Genomic DNA, 21609 nt, shown 5'->3' on the forward strand with positions numbered 1-21609 from the left:
CCTGTCGCGCGGACCGGCCCCCACCCCGTGGGAGCGACTCGTCAGCGGTGGCGCCCTCGTCGCCTCCTACGGCGCGGCGGTCGCCGTCGCGAACCGGTTCGCGCTCCCCCGTCTCGCGCCGGGCCCGGTCGTCGACGAGCAGGTCACCGTCGTCGTTCCCGCCCGCGACGAGGCCCCGCGCATCGGTGCGATCGTCTCCGACCTGCGGGCACAACGAGGACTGCGCGCCCTGCGCGTGATCGTCTTCGACGACGATTCGTCCGACGGCACGGCCGACCTCGCCGCGGCTGCTGCGGAGGGAGACGAGCGCATCACCGTCGTCCGGTCGACGGACCCGCCTGCCGCCGGCTGGACCGGCAAGGCGGCCGCGTGCGCCGCAGCGGTCGCTCACGCCGGCTCGGTGGTGGACGAGGGAGTCGTCCTGTTCGTCGACGCCGACGTCCGGCTCGCGCCCGATGCGCTCGCCGCCGCCGTCACCCTGCTGCGCCGCCGGAATGCAGCGCTCGTCTCGCCGTTCCCGTACCAGCGGACCGGGTCTGCGCTCGAGCGCCTCGTGCAACCCCTGCTGTTCTGGTCGTGGTTCTCACTGCTGCCCGTCGCGGTCTCGCACCGCACCCGCCGGCCGTCCATGGCGGTCGCGTGCGGGCAGTTCCTCGTCTTCGACGCCCGGGTCTACGCCGCGATCGGCGGGCACGCGGCGGTCGCGGCGAGTCCCACGGAGGATCTCGATCTCGCCCGGGCGCTACGCCGCACCGGAGAACGCACCACGGTCGCGGCCGCGGGCCGACTCGCGTCGTGCCGGATGTACGACGGACCCCGCGCGCTGGTGGGCGGCTACACGCGCTGGCTGTGGTCGGCGTTCGGCTCTCCCGCCGGGGCTGCCGCGGTCGTGGCGCTGTATCTCGTCGCGTACCTCGTGCCTCCGGCCGCGGCCCTGCTCGGAGACGCGCGGACGCGACGCTGGGGCCTGGCCGGGACCGCCGCGGGAGTGCTGTCGCGACTGCTCGCTCGAACGACCGAACGGGGAGGCCGGCGGCACCCGGACGCCCCCGACCGTCTCGCCGGCGACCTGCTGGACGCCGCGGCCCACCCCGCCTCGATCCTGGTCTTCGGCGCGCTCACGGCGTCGTCGATCCGGGCACGGCGGAGCGGACGAGCGTCGTGGAAGGCCCGCACCCTCCCCTGACCGGGCCGGGACGGGGACGGTTCAGGCCGGCTGCACCGCGGCGGGAGCCTCGAGTTCGTAGCCGAGGCGGGTGAGCACCTCGCCGGTCGCGCGGGCGAAGTTGAGCGTGATGAAGTGCAGGCACGGCGCACCCTCGGAGATCAGACGCTCGCACATCTCCGTGGCGACCTCGATGCCCACCTCGCGTACTGCCGCCCGGTCCTCCTCGGGACCGTCGCCCGCCGCCCGCCGCAGGCGCTCCTCGAGTACGGGCGGCAGCTGCGAACCCGACAGTTCCAGGCTGCGCCGCGCCGAGCGCAGCGACGTGATCGGCATGATCTCGGGGATGATCGGCTTGAGCCCCTGCTCGGCGTCGTGGGCCACGACCCGGTCGCGCAGACGCAGGTAGTGCTCGACGTCGAAGAACATCTGGGTGATCGAGTACTCGGCGCCCGCGCGCAGCTTCTGCACGAGATAGCGGGTGTCGTGATCGAGGTCCGGGGACCGGTGGTGCCCTTCGGGGAAGGACGCGACGCCGACGTGGAAGTCGCCGAGGTCGCGCACCAACCGGACGAGCTCGTCGGCGTACTCGAGGCCCTCCGGATGCTTCTCCCACTCGCCGAGCGGATTACCCGGCGGGTCGCCGCGCAGGGCCAGGATGTTGGTGATACCGCGATCGGCGTAGGCACCGACCATCGCGCGCAGTTCGTCGATGCTGTGCCCGACGGCCGTGAGGTGCGCGACCGGCAGCAGGGTGGTCTCCTCGGCGAGGCGTCCGGTGACCCGAACCGTACGGTCGCGGGTGGATCCCCCGGCGCCGTAGGTCATCGATACGAAGGCCGGGCCGAGACGCTCGAACGTCCGCACGGCACGCCACAGTCGTCCCTCGGCCTCGGCGTCGCGAGGCGGGGAGAACTCGACGGAGAACGGAATGCGGCCCGAACGCGCGGACCCGAGACGGTCCACGATCGACGGGGTCCGAGAAATCCCGCCGTCCTCGGTTGCCCTGACGAAGTCGCTTGTCACCGGTCCAGCATAGGTGGCGCCGCTGCGGCGGGCGCTACCGGCGACGATCCGAGAGTGCGGATAGGCTGGTCGCGGCGCCCCGGCTCCACTCGTCTCCGAGGTGCCGTCACCATCGACCTGGAGGTTCCGTCCTGTCTACCGGCGCCGATCACTTGCTTGCCGAGCAGCTCCCCCACCGTGTGGAGGACTCCCTCCGGCAGTTCTTCGCCTCACGCGCCGCGTTGATCGACTCCGTGGGCGGTGGCTACCGGCAGGCCGTCGACAGACTCGAAGCATTCGTGCTCCGCGGCGGCAAGCGGGTCCGTCCGCGTTTCGCGTGGACGGGCTGGCTCGGTGCCGGCGGGGATCCGACGGGCCCGGACGCAGAGGCCGTCCTGCAGGCATGCTCCGCGCTCGAACTCGTGCAGGCCGCGGCGCTCGTCCACGACGACATCATCGATGCCTCCACCACGCGCCGCGGGTTCCCCACCGTGCACGTCGAGTTCACCGAGCAGCACCGGAAGGCCGGCTGGCACGGCAAGGCAGAGCAGTTCGGCGAATCCGTCGCGATCCTGCTCGGCGATCTCGCCCTGGTGTGGGCGGACGACATGCTGCACTCGGCCGGGCTCGCACCCGAGACCGTCGCGCGGGTGACGCCGGTCTGGGCCGCGATGCGCACCGAGGTGCTCGGCGGGCAGTATCTCGACATCGCCAACGAGGTGGCGGCGGACGAATCGGTGGAGGCCGCGACGCGGGTGAACCGGTTCAAGACGGCGGCGTACACGATCGAACGTCCCCTGCATATCGGCGCCGCCCTCGCCGGCGCCGACGACGACCTGATCGATGCCTACCGCCGCTTCGGCACCGACATCGGCCTGGCGTTCCAGTTGCGCGACGACCTGCTCGGGGTCTTCGGCGACCCGGAGGTCACCGGCAAGCCCTCGGGCGACGATCTGCGCTCCGGCAAACGCACGGTCCTGTACGCGCTGGCCCTCGAGACCGCCGACGGCTCCGATCCGGCAGCGGCCGAGTTGTTGCGCACCTCGATCGGCACCGACCTGTCCGACTCGCAGGTCGAGCAGCTCCGCTCCGTGCTCGTCGATCTCGGTGCCGTCGCCCGGATCGAGGACCGCATCACCGCGTTGACCGACAGCGCGTTCGAGGCTCTCGAATCGTCCGGTGCCACGCAGGAGGGCAAGGCCCTCCTGCGCGACTCGGCGGTCGCGGCGACCCGCCGGGTGGCGTGAGACCGGTGCGGACGGTTTCCGGCGTCGAGAAGGTCGTGGTGGTCGGCGCGGGGCTCGCCGGCCTGTCGGCGGCTCTGCACCTGCGTGGCGGCGGCAAGGACGTGACGGTGCTCGAACGCGCCGACGACGTCGGTGGCCGGGTCGGCAGCTATCACGGGCCGGGCTACGAGATCGACAACGGCGCCACCGTGCTGACGATGCCCGAGTTGATCGACGACGCGCTCGCCGCGGTGGGCGCCGACCGGGACTCCGTCCGTCCGGCGCTCCGCACCCGGCAGCTCTCCCCCGCCTATCACGCGCGCTTCGCCGACGGCACCTCGATCGATGTGCACTCGGATCCCGATGCCATGGTCGCGGAGATCTCCCGGGTGTGCGGGCCCGACGAAGCACAACGCTATCTGCGGTTGCGGTCCTGGCTCGCCGACATCTTCGAGGCGGAATTCGACCGTTTCATGGACGCGAACTTCGACTCGCCGTTCGACCTGGTCTCGTCGCCCGCCGCCGTGCGCGATCTGGTGCGCCTTCTCCGCCTGGGCGGGTTCGGCAGGCTGGGCGCGCAGGTGAACCGCAGGATCACCGACCCTCGCCTGCGCCGCGTCTTCACCTTCCAGGCGCTGTACGCCGGTGTCGCTCCGGCACGGGCCCTCGCGGTCTACGGAGCCATCGCCCACATGGACACCTCGATGGGTGTGTACGCGGTGGACGGCGGTATGCGGTCGGTCGCCCGCGCGATGGCCGCGGCGTTCGTCGAGGCCGGTGGGCGGCTCGAACTCGGCCGGGAGGTGACCGCGGTCGATGTCACCGGCGGCCGGATCGACGGTGTCCGCACCCGCGACGGGCATCGTTTCCCGTGCGACGCGGCCGTCCTGACCCCCGATACCCCGGTCGTCGACGCCGTGCTGCCACGCCGCCGGCGCCGTCGCACGCTGGCCGCGCCCTCGGCGGTGGTGCTGCACGGATCTGTCCCCACCGCGGTGAGTGGCGGCTGGGCGGCGCAACACCACCATGTGATCGACTTCGGCGCCGCATGGAACCGCACCTTCGCCGAGATCACCCGCAGCCGCGGACGCGGCCGCCTGATGTCCGATCCGTCACTACTGATCACCCGGCCCGCACTGTCCGATCCCGACCTGCGGTTCACCCGCGAGGGCGTCGAACACGAGCCGTTGTCGGTGCTGGCGCCGTGCCCGAACCTCGACAGCGCACCGCTCGCCTGGGCGGAACTCGCGGTGCCCTATCGCAACGAGCTGTTCGACGTCCTCGACCGCCGCGGATACGGCGGGATCACGGACGGGTTCCGCGTCGACCACATCGACACACCCGCGACCTGGCACGCTCGTGGTATGCAGGCGGGCAGCCCGTTCTCGAGCGCGCACGTCTTCCGCCAGACGGGACCGTTCCGGCGACGCAATCTCGACCCGGCCGTTCCCGGCGTGGTGCTCGCGGGTTCGGCGACGGTGCCCGGTGTGGGTGTGCCCACGGTGCTGTTGTCCGGAAGACTCGCCGCCGAACGGCTCGGTGTTCCGCGCGCGCGGTGACACGGGGGCACTTCCGCGGGTGCGGCGATACCGGGCGCAGTGCGCCTCACGTCTCCACTAAACTGTCCTCGTTCGCCAGCATCTGCGCGCCGCGCATCCACGTCCACGGGGGAGGAACCGTACCGATGTCGTCCCCTGCCTCGCCCGACGCCGAGTCGCAGACCTCGCCCGCGCCGGAGGGGACGGCCGCACCGGCACGTGAGCCTTCGAAGTATGCATTCCTGAGGAGTCCCGCCGGCAATGCCGCGCTGCTCGGCGCGTGCGGCGCGGTGTTCATGACCTTCGGCAGTTTCGGGGCGGGCAGCGTCCGCCGGGTCGATCCGCTGCTCGAGGGCATCTACCTGTCGTGGCTGCGCTTCGGCCACGGCCAGTTGCTCTCGACGATCATCCTGTGGATCGGCGTGCTCGTCATGATCGGCGCGTGGGTGCGCCTCGGCCGGGCCGCCCTCGCCGGGCTCGTGACGGTACGCGATCTGTGGACGGTGCTGCCCGCGTGGACCGCTCCCCTGCTGTTCGCCACACCGATGTTCAGCCGCGACGCGTATTCCTATCTCGCCCAGGGCGCGCTGTTGCGCGACGGCTTCGATCCGTACGCGGTGGGGCCGGTGGTCAATCCGGGTGTCCTGCTCGACAACGTCAGCAACGTGTGGACGACCACCACCACCCCCTACGGACCCGTCCACCTGCTCCTCGGTGCGGGCATCACGTCCATCACCGACGACAATGTGGTCACGGGAACGTGGTTGTGGCGCCTGACCATGCTTCCCGGCCTGGCGCTCATGGCGTGGGCCGTGCCGAAACTCGCGCGCCGCATGGGCGGCAATCCCTCGATCGCCCTGTGGCTCGCGGTTCTGAACCCGCTCGTGCTGATCCACCTCGTCGGGGGCGTGCACAACGAGCTGCTGATGGTCGGTCTCATGATCGCCGGCATCGTGCTGGTCCTCGAGGGCCGCCATCTCGGCGGCATCGCGCTGGTCTCGCTCGGCGCCGCGATCAAGGCCACGGCGGGGTTGGCGTTGCCCTTCCTGGTATGGGTGTGGATGGTCCACGAACGCGACCGTGCGCGCGCCGAGGGACGCGAGCCCGCAGCGCCGGTCCGTCTGTTCGCCAAAGCGACCGGACTCGGACTTCTCGTGTTCGCCGCGGTCTTCGGTGGCACCTCGCTGCTCGCCGGGGTCGGTATCGGCTGGCTCACCGCCTTGTCCGGTTCGTCGAAGATCATCAACTGGTTGTCGTTGCCGACGATGATGGCCCACGTCGTCACGTGGATCACCCCGTGGCGTCTCGGCTCGATCCTCGACATCACGCGCATGCTCTGCGCGATCGCGCTGGTGGTGATCCTCGTGTGGGCGTGGTGGCGATTCCGCCGCACCGAACGCGACGCGGTCTTCGGGATCGTCGTGGCACTGACCGCCGTGACTCTGCTGTCGCCCGCCGCACTGCCCTGGTACTACTCGTGGCCGCTCGCGGTCGCCGCGGCCTTCGCGATGTCGCCCCGGCTCCTCATGGTGCTCGTCGCACTGTCGACCTGGCTCATGTTGATCTTCAACCCCGACGGGTCGATCGGCATGTACAACCTGGCGCACGTCGCGCTCGCAGTGTTCGCCTCGATCGTCGCGGCCCGCGCTCTGGTCACCTACGATCCGCTGCGCCTGCGACTGCGGCCGCGACCGGCATCGCCCCCGGGTGCTGCGCGGGACGACCGTGCCTGATCGTCCCGCCGGGAGCGTGACCGACGACCTCGCCCGGGCCTATGCCTACTGCGCCGAGCTCACCGCAGAGCACGGACGCACCTACAACCTCGCCACCCGGTTGCTGCCGGCCCCGCGCAGAAGCGCCGTCCACGCGCTCTACGGATTCGCGAGGCATGTCGACGACATCGTCGACGTCACCGCGGTGGACGACCCGGAAGCCGCGATCCGCGGTGTCGACGACGCGCGCGCCCGGTTGCACGCCGCGCTCGCGGGCGATCCGGGCCCGCTCGACGACACCGGGCTGGTGGTCCGCGCACTCGCCGACACGATCGGGCAGTACGGCATCCCGATCGACTACTTCGAGGCATTCATCCGGTCCATGCGCATGGACGTGCCGGGCACCCCCGAATTCCGGCCCCACTATCGGACGATGGAGGAACTGCGCAAGTACATGTACGGCTCCGCGGCCGTGATCGGGCTCGAACTGCTTCCCGTGTTCGGAGTCGACGATCCGGCGGCCGCGCCGGCCGCCGCCGCACTCGGCGAAGCGTTCCAGCTCACCAACTTCATCCGCGACGTGGGAGAAGACCTCGAACGCGGACGCGTCTACATCCCGCTCGAAGTGTGGTCGGCGTTCGGGGTCGACCTCGACCTGCTGCGCGAGGGCAGACGCACCGGGGTGGTCGATCCGCGGGTCCGCCGGGCTCTCGCCCACGCGGTCGCGCTGACCCGTGCCGAGTACCGCAGGGCCGAGCCCGGCCTGGCGCTACTCCCCGACCGGATCCGGCCGGGCATCCGCACCGCGTTCACGCTCTACGGGCGGATCCTCGACGAGGTCGAACGCAGCGGGTTCCGGGTGCTCGACCGGCGTGCGACGGTTCCTCGCCGCACGCGCGCCGCGGTGATGCTCACCGAGTACGTCACCGGTTCACTGTTCCGGCACCGCTGACCCCGGAGAGAGCCGGGGGGTCAGAAGGCGAGCGCCTGCGCCCGCCGCATCACCTCGCGCGCGGATTGCGTGTGCATCGCGGCCACGGGGTATCCGCCGGGAAGAGAATCGTCCTCGTCGAACAACCACCGCAGGATCTCGTCGTCCTGGTAACCACCGTCGTGCAGCACCGCGATCAGACCGGGAAGGCCCTTGAGGATGTCCCCCTCTCCGTCGAGGAAGGCCTCGGGTACCACGGGCACCCGGTCGCGTTTGAACGCCAGCAGCTGCCGGTCGCGCACCATCTGGTGGACACGCGAGATGGCGACGCCGAGGGTCTTCGCCACGTCGACGAGCTGCACCACGGGGACGGAGCGGTCGAGAACGTCGTCGCAGTAAGGGATTGCACTCACCCCACCACGTTATCGCTGTGCCCGCGCGGGCGGCTACGCGGCTACCGTCCACGGGAGCTGGCTACGATCGACGGGGACGAAATCACTTCGCGCACGCGGAGCCGGACCTTCGTCACGTCGATACCTCGAAGGCCCGGGTACCGGCGTCCCACCATCACGCACGAGACACGGGGGTACACCGGGTGACCGCTGGAGGCGACCGACTGGTCGGCGTCGTGCTCGACCGGCGTTATCGCATCGAATCGCAGATCGCGCGGGGCGGCATGTCGACCGTCTACCGCGGCACCGATCTGCGCCTCGACCGTCCTGTCGCCGTGAAGATCATGGACCCGCAGTTCGCGGCGGATCCCCAGTTCCTGGCACGGTTCGAGTTCGAGGCCAGGTCCGTCGCGCGGCTGACCCATCCCGGGCTGGTCGCGGTGTACGACCAGGGCCAGGACGGCGATCACGTCTTCCTCGTGATGGAGCTCGTCGAAGGTGGCACCCTCCGCGAGTTGCTGCGCGAACGCGGCCCGATGCCGCCTCACGCCGCGGCCGCGGTGGCGGCGCCGGTCCTCGGTGCCCTGGCCGTGGCGCACCGTGCAGGTCTCGTGCACCGCGACATCAAGCCCGAGAACATCCTCATCTCCGGTAACGGCGAGGTGAAGATCGCCGATTTCGGGCTCGTCCGTGCCGTCGCCGCCGCGACCACCACCTCACGCAGCGTGATCCTCGGCACTGCGGCCTATCTGTCTCCCGAACAGGTCACCGTCGGCAGCGCGGACGCACGCAGCGACGTCTACTCGACCGGTCTGCTCGTGTACGAGATGCTCACCGGCCGCACCCCCTTCACCGGCGACACCTCGCTGTCGGTGGCGTACCAGCGGGTGGAGAAGGACGTGCCCGATCCGAGTTCGGCGATCGACGGGGTGCCGCCCGAACTCGACGCCTTCGTCCGCCGCGCCACCGAGCGCGAACCGGCCGAACGCTACGCGGACGCCCAGGTGATGGCAGATGCTCTCGGGGAGATCTGCGAGACGCTCGACCTGCCGCGTTACCGGGTTCCCGCACCGAGACGATCGGCCGTGCGCACGCCACCGGCACCGGTGGATCCCGACGCCGTACCGGCGCGCACCTCCGACGGCTCCGCGACCGGTCGTCCCGCTCCCGCCCCCGCGACCACGGCACTGCCCGCCACCGCGGCGGCGAACGCACATGCGCCGACGACCGTGCAGACCGCGGTGCCGGGCACCGCCGGCCCGAATGCTCCCACCACCCGTCCCCACCCCACCCGGGTCGCGACCCGCGCCCATCCGCGCCCCGACACCGAAGCGGTGGCGCCCCGGCCCGACTACGCCGCCGACCGTCGCCGTCAGCGCCGCTCGGCGGCCGCCTGGATCGCCGCGATCATCGTGCTCGCACTGTTCATGGGAATCGCCGGATGGTGGCTCGGCGCCGGCCGGCTCACCGACGTGCCGACCGTGCAGGGGCTCGACCGGGCCGCCGCCGTCTCCGCGATCGAGACAGCCGGACTGGCCGGCGAGATCAGAGGCGAGTACTCCGACGACGTCCCGGTCGACACCGTCCTCGGTACCGATCCCACCGCAGGATCACGTGTGCCCGACGGCGACACGATCGCGCTGCTCGTGTCGCTCGGCAGGCCCACCGTTCCGTCCATCCCCGGCGCCGGGGAGAGATCCGTCGTCGAGGACGAACTGCGGCGTCGCACCTTCGAGCCGGTGGAGGGCGGCACCGCCTTCAGCACCACGGTGCCCGAGGGAGGCGTCGCCGCACTCGATCCCGCGCCGGGATCCGTCCTGCCCGTCGGGTCCGAGGTGAAGCTTGTGATGAGCAAGGGATCACCCCCGGTGACCCTGCCCGATCTCTCCGGACGCACGGTCGACGAGGCGCGGCGCATCCTCGACGATGCGGGACTGACCGTCGGGGAGATCCGGGAGGTCTTCGACGCCGACGTCGACGGGGGCCTCGTCGCCGGCACCGACCCGGCGGAGGGCGACGAGGTCAATGCCGGAGGAACGGTCACCCTCCTCGTATCCGATGCAGTGAAGGTGCCGTCGCTGTTGGGTCGTTCGGTGGGCTCGGCCCGCGAAGAACTCACCCGGCTCGGCTTCGAGGTCGAGGTGCGGCAGCTCGGCGACTCCGACCGGTCGGTCGTGATCGGCCAGAATCCCGGGGCGGGCCGGAGAGCGGAACAGGGCAGCACGATCACGTTGACCGCACTGCCCTGATCCGAGAGATGTTTCCCGCCTACCCGCGGAGCATCTCCGCGACCAGGAACGCGAGTTCGATCGACTGCTGCGTGTTCAGGCGCGGATCGCACGCCGTCTCGTAACGACCGTGCAGGTCGAGATCGGAGATGTCCTGGGCGCCGCCGAGGCATTCGGTGACGTTCTCACCGGTGAGTTCGACGTGGATGCCACCGGGATGCGTGCCGAGCGCGCGGTGTACCTCGAAGAAGCCCTGCACCTCGTCGACGATGCGGTCGAAGTGGCGCGTCTTGTAGCCGGTGGACGCCTCGTGGGTGTTGCCGTGCATCGGATCGCACTGCCAGATCACCTTGTGACCGGTGGACTCGACGCGCTCGATGATGCCGGGCAGCAGGTCGCGGACCTTCGAGTGCCCCATCCGGGAGATCAGGGTGAGCCGGCCCGGCGTGTTGTGCGGGTCGAGCCGCTCGACGTACTCGACGGCCATCTCCGGGGTGGTCGACGGGCCGATCTTCAGGCCGATCGGGTTCGACAGCAGCTCCGCGAACGCGATGTGTGCGCCGTCGAGCTGACGGGTGCGATCACCGATCCACAGGAAGTGGGCCGACAGGTCGTACAGGCGCGGTTCGTCGCCCGAGTTGTCGAGGCGCAGCATCGCACGCTCGTAGTCGAGGACGAGGGCCTCGTGGCTGGCGTAGATCGTCGCCGCGCGCAGGTTCGGGTCGACGACGCCGCAGGCGTCCATGAACCGCAGGCCGCGATCGATCTCGGAGGCGAGCGCCTCGTAGCGGGCCCCGGCAGGCGAGGCCGAGACGAAGGCCCGGTTCCAGTCGTGCACGCGGTGCAGGTCGGCCTCACCGGCCGCGGTGACAGCACGCACGAGGTTCATCGCGGCACTCGCGTTCGCGTAGGCGCGCACGAGACGGGACGGATCGTGCCTGCGCACCTCCGGATCGGCGACCAGCGAGTTGACCATGTCGCCGCGGTAGGACGGCAGACCCAGCGCGTCGGTGTCGGACGAGCGCGGCTTGGCGTACTGGCCGGCGATACGCGCGACCTTCACCACCGGCGTCGAAGCACCGTAGGTCAGCACCACCGCCATCTGCAGCAACGTGCGGATGTTGCCCTTGATGTGCGGCTCGGTGTTGTCCGCGAACGTCTCGGCGCAGTCGCCGCCCTGCAGGAGGAAGGCTTCACCGCGGGCGACGGCGGCGAGCTGGTTCTGCAGCTCCTCGACCTCGCGGGGCACGGTGATGGGGGGCACGCTCTCGAGCACGGTGCGCATCGCCGCGGCCTGCTCCTCGGGCCAGCCGGGCTGCTGCAGCGCCGGTTTCGCGAGCGCCGCGTCGAGGTTGGCACGCAGCTCCTCGGGCAACGGAGGAAGTTCGGGCAAGCGGTCGATCGGCACGTCGACAGTCCAGTTCACCCGTCCAGGATATGGCGTGACGGCCGGGAGCGGCGCAGCACCCCGTTACCCGCGTCACCGTGAACGACGAGCGGCCTCGATCGCCTCGAACTTCGCGAGGTTGTGGCGGGCGTCGGCGAGGGCGTCGTGATTGTCGTCCGGAACCGGAGGCAGGGGTGGGCAACCCGAGTCCTCCCAGTACTGCCGGAGTTCGCGGGTGTAGCGGGGCAGGACGTCCGGAAGATCGGGCATCGTGCCCCACAACTGCGCGAGGACGACGTGGTCGTAGGCCCCGATCCATGCCCACAGCTCGGGTCGGATACCCGGCCGGGGCACGAGGAACTTCAGCAGGTCGTCGCGGATCCTCGACCGCGACTTCCACGCGGGGTGCGCCGGGGGCGGCAGCTTCGGCAGCACGTTGCGGCGCACCCAGGCGCCCGCCCGGGACGGGTCGAACTCGGTCGACACCGCGTAGAACTCGCGGCCGTCCTCGCAGGCGACACCGATCGAGACGAGTTCGATCGTGCGACCGTCCTCGATGAATTCACAGTCGTAGAAGTAGCGCACCTGCTCACCCGGCGCGGGTGTCGGGAATACGGTCCGGGACGGGACCGCCCGGCGGCGGGGTGACGGCCTCGGACTCCGACGCGCCTGCCTCCCCGGCCGTACCCGGGCCGTCCGCCACGCCCGGGGTGCTCTTCAGGGTCGCGGCGTAGATGTCGACGTACTCCTGGCCCGACAACTGCATGAGCGAGTACATGACCTCGTCGGTGACGGTGCGCTCGACGAACCTGTTGCCGCCCATGCCCTCGAACCGGGAGAAATCGATGGGCTTGCCGATCCGCACGGTGATCTTCGCCGGTCGCCACATCTTCGAGCCGATGGGGTTCATCCGGTCGGTTCCGATCATGGCGACGGGGATCACGGGGACGCCGGTCTCGAGCGCCAGTCGCGCCAGGCCGGTCTTGCCCTTGTAGAGACGTCCGTCGGGTGAGCGGGTGCCCTCGGGGTAGATGCCGAGCAGTTTTCCCTGGCCGAGAACCCGGACGCCGGCATTGAGCGCGTCCTGCGCGGCATCGGCGCCGGTGCGGTCGATGGGGACCTGCCCGACCGAAGAGAAGAACCAGCGCTGGAAGGCGCCCTTGGGACCGGCACCGGTGAAGTACTCGCTCTTGGCCAGGAAGGTGATCCGCCGTCGCACGAGGAGGGGAAGGTAGAACGAGTCGAGGACCGCGCGGTGATTACTGGCCAGGATCGCCGGGCCGTGCGCCGGAATGTTCTCGCCGCCTTCGAAGGTCGGACGACCTATGAGCCACAGCAACGGTCCCAGGAGGACGTATTTGAACAGCCAGTACCACATGGCATCCTTCCCGAATCCGATCTTCCCCCCACGCGGATCGGTGCAGCACCGCCCGCCGGTCGACTCTACGACGATGCGGCCGCCACACGCACATCACCGAGGTGCCCGACCCCACGCTTTCGACCTCGACGTGACGATAATCTCATCCGCTGAACGGGATCACGGGGTTCCGCACACCTCGGCGCGGGCCAGATCCGCGGCACCGATCAGCCCTGCGGCATCACCGAGCTGCGCCACCCGTACCCGCGCGAGGGGACGGTGCCCGGCACCGGTGGTGACGGCCGCATAGTGTTCGCGCGCAGCATCGAGGAACAGCGGCGCGGAGCCGGAGACCCCTCCCCCGATGACGACGAGTTCGGGGTCGTAGACGTCGGCGACGAGCGCCAGTCCGAGCCCGAGCCTGCGGGCGAAGTCGTCGAACGCCGCGAGCGCGACGGGATCGCCGTCGTGGGCGGCCCCGGCGATCCGCCGTCCGGTGAGCGATCCCGGATCCGCGGCGATCTCGCCGGCGAGCACGGAACGTCCGGGATCCGCCGCGAGCATTTCGACGGTCGTGTCCACGAGACCTGTTCCGCTGCAATATCGCTCCCAGCAACCGCGCTTTCCGCACGGGCAGGGACGGCCGTCGGGATCGACCTGCAGGTGCCCGAGTTCGGGGGCCACACCGTACGCACCGCGATAGATCCTGCCGTCGAGCAGCAGGGCAGCACCGATTCCCGTTCCGAGTGCCACCATCACCGCGATCCCGCTGCCTGCGGCGGCACCGAAGCGGTACTCGGCCCAGGCTGCGGCGTTGGCGTCGTGTTCGAGGACGACCGGCAGCCCGAAGCGCGCGGTCAGCGTCTGCGCGAGTGGCGTCTCCCGCCAGGGCAGATGGGGCGCGAACCGCACCGTGGTGCGGTCTTCGGTCAGGAAGCCCGCGACCCCCAGCCCGACCGCCGCGATGTCGTTGCGACCACGCAGGTGATCGACGAGACGATGCAGAGCGTTCTCGAGGGCGACTGCGGAGGACGGCGTCTGCGTGCGCACACTGTCGGCGACCTCGCCGTTCCGATCGACGGCCGCGGCACGAATACTCGTTCCACCGATATCGATCCCCACCGTGAGCACAGCGCCGTTCCCGTGGCCGATGCTCACGGCCGGACGTTGACGGAGATCGGCACGAAGGCCGCACGCTCGCGCGTCGGCGGATCGGGCGTGGGCTCCGGTGGGTTGCCGCCGGTCGCGGACAGGAACTGCGAGAGGAACTCACGGAGCAGCGCGATCAGAGCCGCCAACTTGGTCGCCAGCCTGGTGACGAGCTCATGGTTCTCGCCGCGTACCAGCGCTGCAGCCGCGCAGAGCGGACACCACGCGCACCCACCCGGGGTCGCTGCCGAGTCAGGAGCGCTCGAAGGCGCTGCCGACCCGGAAGCGGAGTCGTCGGCAGGTGGGACGGCGAACTGCTGCACCGCACCCTCGACGCGGTCGAGCACGGCGTCGGCGAGCAGCAACAGCTCGGAGAGCAGAGCTTCGTGATCGTCTCTCACAGCGGCCACACCGCCGGATCCGGTACGAAGCGCACCACCAGATCGGTGCCGTCGAACTCGGCTTCGGAGACCGTGCACCGCCGCAGCCCCGACGCGAGTCGCACCCGGCGGCGCATGCCGTCGGCGCCGACGACCAGGTCGTCGCCGATGCGTCCGAGTGTCAGGGACGCGGGGTCGGCGAGTGGGAGGTACATGCGCATCGCGTACACCGATTCCACCCCCGTTCCCGATTCGTGCTGCACCCGGACCGGATCGCCGGTGTCCGACAAGGGTGCGGGTGGGTCGCGGCGGAGCGCCGCAGCGAGCTCCTCCAGAGCTTCCAACCCTACCGGCTCGGCTGCACGGCGCTCGCACACGATCACGGGGACGTCGGTGACGGTCGTCGTGATCTCCTCCACGACCGCCTCGTGCGCGGCCCGCTGGTCGGCGAGCAGTCGCGCCGCCGCACCCGATCCACCCACCGAGGGAGTGACTCCGTTGATCACGACCGCCTCGACCCGGATGCCGGACAGGGCGAGCCACGACCGCACCCTGCGCAGTTCGGCACGACCGGCGCGATCGGGCGTCGCCACGATCACCGCCGTGCTGCGTCGACGATCGTCGAGCAGGTCGCGTACCGCGGCGATGCCCGAGAGCAGCCGGTCGAACAGGGCGACGAAGACGGCCGTCCGGGGGTCGGGGCCGGTGGTGGCCGCGACCCGGCTGTGCTGCGGCCAGACCCGCTCCAGATAGTCGGCCACCGTGCGCGGCGCGGCGAGAGTGCGCAGGGCGTCGGCCGAGGCCGGCGCGTCGACGACGATATGGGACCACTTTCCGGTGTCCGAGAGTCGCGCGACCTCCGAGAGCACCAGGAGCTCCTGGACGCCGGGCAGGCCGGTCAGTTCGTCGGGCTCGGGCAGGTCGAACTGCTCGGCGTGTTCGTGGGTCCCGGCGAGCGCCGCCATCGATGCGAGGACCGCATAGCGCGACCGGAGCAGCTGCAGCGCATCGATCTCCACCATGTCGAGTTTCTCCTCGACGGTCCGGATGCCGGACCCGCCGGCGTCCCGGCTCGTGGCCGGGGGCAGGTCGAGCACGTCGCCGAGCGAGTGCGCCTGGTCGATCGAGACGACGAGCACGGGCTCCCCCGCGCGGGCGGTCGCGAGCGCCTCGGCCGCGGCCACGGTCGTCTTCCCGGTGCCGCCCTTGCCGAGGAACCATCGCACGCGGGCCGGGGCGGGCCGGACGTTCAGCCCTCCACCTGCTTCTTGAGTTCCTTCAGCGCGGTGTCGGTGATGACCTTCTCCGCCTTGCGCTTGAACAGACCGATCATCGGGATCGTGAGGTCCACCGTGAGCTGGTAGTCGACGACGGTGGTGCCGTCGGCGGTCTCGGTCAGCACGTACGAGCCCGACTGCGCCTTCTGGATCTCGCCGCTCTCGAGCTCCCAGCTCACGGCGCGGTTGTCGGGCGCCCACTTGTACCGCAGGACGTAGGTGTCCTTGACGATGCCGGCGTCCAGGACGAAGCGCACGCGCTCTGCCCGCCCGTCGGGGCGGTGTTCCACCACCTCCACGGTCTTCGCCGCCGACACCCAGGTGGGATAGGCATCGAAATCTGCGATGACCTTCATGACACGCTCGGCCGGCGCGTCGATGGTGATCGACCTCTTCGTCTTCTCGGCCATGTGGTGACGGCTCCCTTTCTCGGTCCCTCGGGTGTACACCGATCAGTCCCGTTCCGACGGTCTATCACACACTCTGCGGACAACGGTATCGGCACTTCGGTCCGTCAGGAGCGCGGTGGCTCACCCGCCGGACGACCGGCCTCGAGACGCTGCTTGACCTCGAAGGTCATCACCTTTCCCTGGACCCGGCGCGTCCGGTTCATGGCGGCGAGGTCGAGACCCGCCACGCGCTCGGGTGGGACACCAGCCGGTTCGCAGTGCAGGAAGTAGTGGATCACCGCGCCGTCGAGGACCGGTTCGAGCCACACTTCCATCGTCCCGTCGAGCGGGCCCGACACCGTCCACCGGATGCCCTTCTCGGCACGGTCCTCACGCACGGTCAGCGTGAGATCGGGCCACCAGGCACGCCACCGATCGGGCGCCGCGACCTCCTCGGCGATGCGCTCCGGGGGCGCCGCTACGAAGGTCTGATCCGCCACCTGAATGCTGCTCACGCAGGACAGCTTCACACATCGCGCCTCCGGCCCGTCCGGTCACCCCGCCGACGGCGCCACGGTCTCGCTCGGTGGCGTCGCGGCGTCGAGATATCCGCGCAATCTCGCTCCCAGGACGTCCCATCTCCAGTCGGTGGACACCCACTCGCGACCGGCCGCGCCCATCGCGGCGGCACGGTCGGGATCGGCGAGGATGCCGGACACGGCGGTGGCGACCGCCGTCACCGCGGTGCCGTCGACGACGTACCCGGTCCGGCCGTCCCGCACCGTCTCCGGGGCCCCGCCCGATCTGCCGGCCACGACGGGGACACCGGTCGCGGACGCCTCGAGGTAGACGATGCCCAGGCCCTCGACGTCGAGACCGCCGCCGCGGGTGCGACACGGCATCGCGAACACGTCGGCGACGGTGTGGTGCGCGGCGAGTTCGGCTGCCGGCACGGTGCCGGTGAACACGACATGGTCCTCCACGCCGGCGCGGCGGGCGAGCTCGCGCAGTCGCGACTCGTACGGTCCGCCGCCGACGATGACGAGGACGGCACCGTCGATGCGCGTGCGGATCGCGGGCAGCGCACGGATGAGCACGTCCTGCCCCTTGCGCGGTACGAGGCGCGACAGGCACAGCACGGTGGGCCGGTCGCCGAGTCCGTAACGTGCCCGCAGGTCGGCGCGCGCTCCCGGATCGGGCCGGAAGACATCCGTGTCGACTCCGGACGGCAGGTGTTCGAGGCCGGCCTCGGGACCGAACGCGGAGGCGAAACGTCCCCGGGTGTAGCGGCTGACGTAGGTGACGGTGTCGGTATGGTCGCCGATCTGCCGCAGGGCCTGGCGGGCGGCGGGCAGCATCGACCACCCCACCTCGTGGCCGTGTGTGCTGGCGACGATGCGGTGGGCTCCGGCGCGGCGCATCACGGGCGCCAGCAACGCCAGCGGCGCGGCGGCTCCGAACCAGACGGTGTCGCAGTCGTGTTCGACGAGCAGGCGGGTGGCGCGGCGGGCGACGTCGGGGGTGGGCAGCATCAGCGTCGTGGAATGACGGACGACCTCGAAGGGAGCCCGCGCGTCGAATTTCACGTGGCTGTCGCCGCGCCAGCGCGGTGCGTAGACGACGAGGTCGTCGGACGGCAGCTGGTTCGCGAAGGCGTGCAGATAGGACTGGATGCCACCGGGGCGGGGCGGGAAATCGTTCGTCACCAGCAGGGTTCGCGACATGGGTCCACCGTAGAAGCAGCGGGACGCGCGCGCGTGGACGGGTCCCGCCCCGGCACGGGCCGGTCAGTGGGTGTCGCGGAGTCGGCCTCCGAGCCAGCGTCCCCAGCCCTCCACGAACTCGGTGGTGTCGACGCCGAGCAGTTCGGTGAGCACGTCGTCGAGCTTCTCGTCCGTGGCGGGACCCGCGGCGAGGGCGCGGTACAGGGCGACCAGCCTGTCGTGTCCGAACTCGTCGGCGGTGTACGCGGCGATCGACCAGGCGGTCTCGTAGGCGAGCGCCGAGCGTTCGCCGGTGAAATCGCCGTCGGCCGGCAGCGACACCGGTACACCCGACGACCGAACCTGCCGGGTCAGCGTCGGTGCGATCCGCCGGACGTCGAGCTCCTCCGCTGTCGCGCGGTGGCCGACGTAGTCGGCGAAACCCTCGAGGACCCACATCGGTGAACCGTCCACCGTGCCGGCCCGCGCGGCGACGTGCACCGTCTCGTGGGCGAGCACGGTTCTCCGCGAGGTGTCGTCGAGCCGCTCGCTCGCAGCCGGGTTGAAGACGATGCGCTGACCGGTGGCGATCCCGTGCCCGTGATCCACGTCGTCGGAGACCGCGACGGCAGCGATGTCGTCGCCGTCGTGCCGCGGCCCGACGAGGTGCGAGAACTCCTCGCGCGAGGAGGTCACGACGACCAGCGCGCGCCGCGGCCAGGTGTCGCCCCACAGGTCGTCGACGGCCTCCACCACGGACGGCAGGTCGTCGGCGAGGTCGTCCACGAACGACGCGTTGTCCGGGTGCCCGATCACGAGCGAACGTCCGCCCTCGGTCTGTGCGGTCGCGACGTGGAGCGGACCGTGGTCCCACGGTCCCCGCCAGGTCGCGGTCTCCGCCCCGGCGAGGGCCGGCGCGTCGTCGGCGATCCGCCAGCCGTGCGGCCGGTGGACGAACAGCACGGTCACGGGCCGGCGGGTGGGTACGTCGTCGATGCCGTCCACAGCGAACCGGAGGTGGACGCGGTGGGCCCGGACCTCGTCGGCGCCGAACCGGGCGACGACCTCGGGCGGCAGGGGCAACGCCGAGTCGGGGGCGAGTTCGTACCCGAAGTCGGTGAGAGGAACGGAGGCGATTGCCGCGATCCGCTCCCGCTCGGAGGCGAGGAGCGCCGGGGACGCGGCGTCGATCAACCGGGTGAGGAACGCGTCGTCGCCGGTCCGGACGGCACGGCTCCAGTCGTCCAGCACGACCTGCAGTTCGGCCCGTACCCGGCTGTCGGCGTCGTCGGTGTCCGCCGGGTCGACGGCCAGCAGCAGGCCTGCCGTGACCAGTGCGACGACCAGCCCGGCCAGGCCGAGACGTTCCCACCGGCGGGTACCGGCGGGAGAGGACGATCGCGCGGGCACCGCGTCAGTCTAGGTCGACGTCCGGGCGGCGCCCGGGGCGACCTCGGCAGTCGGCGCCGACGTGGCGGCGAATCAGTACCGGCGGGCGCTGTGGAACGGGAACCGATCGATCGACTGGACCTTCACCGGTACACCGAAGGTCGAGGCATGCACCATGTTGCCGTCGCCGACGTACATGCCCACGTGGGAGGCATCGTCGTAGAAGATGACGAGGTCGCCGGGCTGCAGATTCTCGCGGGAGACGGGGGCGCCGCCCTGCGCCTGGGCCTGACTGGAGCGGGGCAGCGCCTTGCCGACCTGCTTGTACGCCCAGACCATGAGGCCCGAACAGTCGAACTGATCGGGGCCGGTCGCGCCCCAGACGTACGGGGAGCCGATGCGGGACAGGGCCGCCCGGAGGGCGGCGCCGTTGCTGCCGGGGACGAGGTGCTGCAGGATCTTCTCGGCGTCGAGGCCCGGCGGGAAGGGAGTGCCGGCGAGTTCGGCCTTCTCCGCGTCGCTCAGCGCTTCGAAAGCATCGAGAACTCCCTCGATCTGCTGCTCGAGTTCGGCCTGACGCCGCTGGAGTTCGTCGCGGAGTGTCTGGGCCTGCGCGGCGGCGGCATGTGCCTCGTCGGCGGCGTGCTGCGCGGCCACGGCGGCCTCGGCCGCAGCGGCGGTGGCGGTCCGGAACCCTTCGACCTCGCGCGAGGTCTGTTCACCGAGGACGTCGAGCAGCACCATCTGGTCGAGCATCTGCTGAGGCGAGTCGCTCACCATCACGGCGAAGAGCCGGTTGGTGCGCGCGCCGCGGTAGTTGGCCCGCGCGAGCTTGTCGACGGTGGGCTTGAAGCGGGCGATGTCGGCGCGAGCGCCGGCCAGGGCCTCGTCGGCCTGGGCAGCGCGAGTATCGGCCTCCTGCTGCGCCGCGACCTTCGCTTCGAGATCCGCACCCGCGGCGTGCAACGCTTCGGTGGCCTGCTCGCTGCGACGCGACAGATCGGCGAGGTGGTCGAGTCGCGCGGCGGGGGTCTCCCCCGGTGGTTGCGCCGCCGCCGGCGCGAGAGTGAGACCGAGGACCATCATCACGAGGGCCACGACGAGCGCCGGGCGGCGCGCGGCCCGTACTCCCGGCCTGCCCTGCGCTCTCGGCCTGCCCTGCACTCGCACGAGGTGCTTCGTCCTGTCGGAAACCACGAGGGCTCGAATCCTTTCCCGGGCGTCCTCGATCATCCGCAACTGCCGATCGAAGGTCTCGATCAGGTTACGGAATCGCATAGGTTTGTGTCTACCTGCGAGTAGCCATCACGCGCGGCGACTTTGTGTGCCAGCGGACGGACATGGCTACGGGCCGCACACGCAGACATCCGAGAAGGGTGGGTCCGGTTGGTACCGGACCCACCCTTCTCGGAGATGATGCGTCGGAGCGGAGGCGGGAAACGCCGTCCGATCGGAGGCGACGTGCGGTCAGAAGCGACGCGCTCCGTCGACGGGCATCGAGTTCAGCGGCGCGATCTTCACCGGCTGGCTGGAGGTGGAGGCGTGCACGATGTTGCCGCCGCCGATGTAGATGCCGGTGTGGCTGCCTCCGTAGAACGACACGACGTCGCCGGGCTGGAGAGCCGCGACATCGATGGGGGTACCGGCGGACGCCTGCTCGTAGCTGGTGCGCGGGACGCTGAGGCCGGCCTGCTTGAAGGCCCACTGCACGAGACCCGAGCAGTCGAAGGAGCTCGGTCCGGCAGCGCCGTAGACGTAGGGGGCGCCGATCTTCGACTGCGCAGCGTCGGCAGCACGCTGTCCGACGGAGCCGAGGGGGGCGGTGAAGGCAGCGGCCTGAGGCGCGGGGGCACCCTCGGCGGCCGGCGGAACGAGGTTGGCGATCTCCGGCGGCACGGTCACACCGGCCGGGAGGTCGAACGTTCCGACACCGGGAATGTTGATGGGCTCGGCCATCGCCGGGCCGGCCGAGACGGTGACTGCTCCGAGAGCAATGGCACCGGCGACAAGGGCGCGCCGGACGGTGCGCTTGCTGTTGTTCGAAACCACGAGGGGACGTTCTCCGTTTCTTCCGTTCACCCGCCGACCGAGTTAGCTGACGGGTTCGGGCCGGAAGATCAGCCCTACTCCTCGCCGCGACGGGCGGAGGAGATTCACCCCAAGAACTACGTGGGTCCCCGGCTCGCCACTCCCGAAGCCGGGGAGGGGCGATTAGGCGGTAACCGTGCGGCTCCGACCCGGGGGTGGGGCGGAAAACTCTCCGCTCGGTCTCGAAAAGATTACGAAACGGCATCGGTGAAGTCGACCGCCCCGCCGCGCCACCCGACCGCTTCGACCGATTCCTGGGAGAACACTGCCGTAGGGCGACGGTCCGATAACGG

Annotated in this window: 20 protein-coding genes and 1 riboswitch; of the genes, 6 read left to right on the top strand and 14 right to left on the bottom strand. The window is 70.7% G+C overall.

The genetic code is table 11. The features are described from left to right. Position 1: 1 nt before the first annotated feature. Positions 2 to 1186 (top strand): glycosyltransferase family 2 protein, encoded by a 1185-nt coding sequence (locus EQ874_RS05840; RefSeq protein WP_242496683.1) that lies wholly within the window; start codon positions 2 to 4, stop codon positions 1184 to 1186. Between the two features lie 21 nt (positions 1187 to 1207). Here EQ874_RS05840 and metF read toward each other — a convergent pair whose 3' ends face one another. After that, positions 1208 to 2131: a methylenetetrahydrofolate reductase [NAD(P)H] gene (gene metF, locus EQ874_RS05845; protein ID WP_016935589.1), complete on the bottom strand. Its 924-nt coding sequence runs from the start codon at positions 2129 to 2131 to the stop codon at positions 1208 to 1210. A 239-nt stretch (positions 2132 to 2370) separates the two neighbouring features. Between metF and EQ874_RS05850 the strand changes: the two genes are divergently transcribed. From EQ874_RS05850 to EQ874_RS05865, 4 genes are all read left to right on the top strand, one after another. Beyond that, the gene (locus EQ874_RS05850) at positions 2371 to 3417 is read left to right on the top strand and encodes a polyprenyl synthetase family protein (protein WP_129976213.1); all 1047 of its coding nucleotides are present in this window, start codon (positions 2371 to 2373) and stop codon (positions 3415 to 3417) included. Positions 3418 to 3422: 5 nt separating this feature from the next. Then, positions 3423 to 4955 carry a phytoene desaturase family protein gene (gene crtI, locus EQ874_RS05855; protein WP_129976215.1) on the top strand — a complete coding sequence of 511 codons (1533 nt, stop codon included), beginning with the start codon at positions 3423 to 3425 and terminating at the stop codon, positions 4953 to 4955. Between the two features lie 125 nt (positions 4956 to 5080). After that, positions 5081 to 6667 carry an alpha-(1->6)-mannopyranosyltransferase A gene (locus EQ874_RS05860; RefSeq protein ID WP_207213499.1) on the top strand — a complete coding sequence of 529 codons (1587 nt, stop codon included), beginning with the start codon at positions 5081 to 5083 and terminating at the stop codon, positions 6665 to 6667. A gap of 16 nt (positions 6668 to 6683) precedes the next feature. Next, the gene (locus EQ874_RS05865) at positions 6684 to 7598 is read left to right on the top strand and encodes a phytoene/squalene synthase family protein (protein ID WP_129976219.1); all 915 of its coding nucleotides are present in this window, start codon (positions 6684 to 6686) and stop codon (positions 7596 to 7598) included. A 20-nt stretch (positions 7599 to 7618) separates the two neighbouring features. Here EQ874_RS05865 and EQ874_RS05870 read toward each other — a convergent pair whose 3' ends face one another. Next, positions 7619 to 7990 (bottom strand): Rv2175c family DNA-binding protein, encoded by a 372-nt coding sequence (locus EQ874_RS05870; protein ID WP_242496663.1) that lies wholly within the window; start codon positions 7988 to 7990, stop codon positions 7619 to 7621. Between the two features lie 182 nt (positions 7991 to 8172). Here EQ874_RS05870 and pknB point away from each other — a divergent pair, with 182 nt between their 5' ends. Then, positions 8173 to 10218 (top strand): Stk1 family PASTA domain-containing Ser/Thr kinase, encoded by a 2046-nt coding sequence (gene pknB / locus EQ874_RS05875; RefSeq protein WP_129976221.1) that lies wholly within the window; start codon positions 8173 to 8175, stop codon positions 10216 to 10218. A 19-nt stretch (positions 10219 to 10237) separates the two neighbouring features. Here pknB and EQ874_RS05880 read toward each other — a convergent pair whose 3' ends face one another. From EQ874_RS05880 to EQ874_RS05935, 12 genes are all read right to left on the bottom strand, one after another. Continuing rightward, positions 10238 to 11623, bottom strand: coding sequence for a 3-deoxy-7-phosphoheptulonate synthase class II (locus EQ874_RS05880; RefSeq protein WP_016933765.1), 1386 nt, complete (start codon positions 11621 to 11623; stop codon positions 10238 to 10240). Positions 11624 to 11677: 54 nt separating this feature from the next. Then, entirely contained in the window at positions 11678 to 12169 is a 492-nt protein-coding gene (locus EQ874_RS05885; RefSeq protein WP_129976223.1) for a polyadenylate-specific 3'-exoribonuclease AS, read from the bottom strand. Between the two features lie 4 nt (positions 12170 to 12173). Then, positions 12174 to 12962 carry a lysophospholipid acyltransferase family protein gene (locus EQ874_RS05890; protein WP_129976225.1) on the bottom strand — a complete coding sequence of 263 codons (789 nt, stop codon included), beginning with the start codon at positions 12960 to 12962 and terminating at the stop codon, positions 12174 to 12176. Positions 12963 to 13121: 159 nt separating this feature from the next. Then, positions 13122 to 14099 carry an ROK family protein gene (locus tag EQ874_RS05895; RefSeq protein ID WP_242496664.1) on the bottom strand — a complete coding sequence of 326 codons (978 nt, stop codon included), beginning with the start codon at positions 14097 to 14099 and terminating at the stop codon, positions 13122 to 13124. Further along, on the bottom strand, positions 14096 to 14500 hold the full coding sequence (locus EQ874_RS05900) for a hypothetical protein (protein ID WP_064064163.1): 405 nt from the start codon (positions 14498 to 14500) through the stop codon (positions 14096 to 14098). The genes EQ874_RS05895 and EQ874_RS05900 overlap by 4 nt, the downstream gene beginning before the upstream one ends. Further along, complete coding sequence (locus EQ874_RS05905; protein WP_129976227.1) at positions 14488 to 15696, bottom strand: ArsA-related P-loop ATPase; 1209 nt, start codon at positions 15694 to 15696, stop codon at positions 14488 to 14490. The genes EQ874_RS05900 and EQ874_RS05905 overlap by 13 nt, the downstream gene beginning before the upstream one ends. A 23-nt stretch (positions 15697 to 15719) precedes the next feature. Then, positions 15720 to 16157 carry an SRPBCC family protein gene (locus EQ874_RS05910; RefSeq protein WP_129976229.1) on the bottom strand — a complete coding sequence of 146 codons (438 nt, stop codon included), beginning with the start codon at positions 16155 to 16157 and terminating at the stop codon, positions 15720 to 15722. Between the two features lie 104 nt (positions 16158 to 16261). Continuing rightward, the gene (locus EQ874_RS05915) at positions 16262 to 16651 is read right to left on the bottom strand and encodes a hypothetical protein (RefSeq protein ID WP_064064179.1); all 390 of its coding nucleotides are present in this window, start codon (positions 16649 to 16651) and stop codon (positions 16262 to 16264) included. 39 nt (positions 16652 to 16690) lie between these two features. Then, on the bottom strand, positions 16691 to 17860 hold the full coding sequence (locus tag EQ874_RS05920) for a glycosyltransferase family 4 protein (protein WP_064064160.1): 1170 nt from the start codon (positions 17858 to 17860) through the stop codon (positions 16691 to 16693). Between the two features lie 63 nt (positions 17861 to 17923). Continuing rightward, positions 17924 to 19249: a hypothetical protein gene (locus EQ874_RS05925; protein ID WP_064064159.1), complete on the bottom strand. Its 1326-nt coding sequence runs from the start codon at positions 19247 to 19249 to the stop codon at positions 17924 to 17926. Positions 19250 to 19321: 72 nt separating this feature from the next. Beyond that, positions 19322 to 20314, bottom strand: coding sequence for a C40 family peptidase (locus tag EQ874_RS05930; protein WP_064064178.1), 993 nt, complete (start codon positions 20312 to 20314; stop codon positions 19322 to 19324). Between the two features lie 381 nt (positions 20315 to 20695). Further along, a complete protein-coding gene (locus EQ874_RS05935) occupies positions 20696 to 21277 on the bottom strand; it encodes an NlpC/P60 family protein (protein ID WP_016935484.1) in 582 nt (193 codons plus the stop codon). A 15-nt stretch (positions 21278 to 21292) separates the two neighbouring features. Beyond that, positions 21293 to 21456: riboswitch (cyclic di-AMP (ydaO/yuaA leader) on the bottom strand. Positions 21457 to 21609 lie beyond the last annotated feature (153 nt).

Origin of the sequence: Rhodococcus sp. Q1 (assembly GCF_004153645.1) — a bacterium.
Taxonomy (GTDB): domain Bacteria; phylum Actinomycetota; class Actinomycetes; order Mycobacteriales; family Mycobacteriaceae; genus Rhodococcus; species Rhodococcus gordoniae.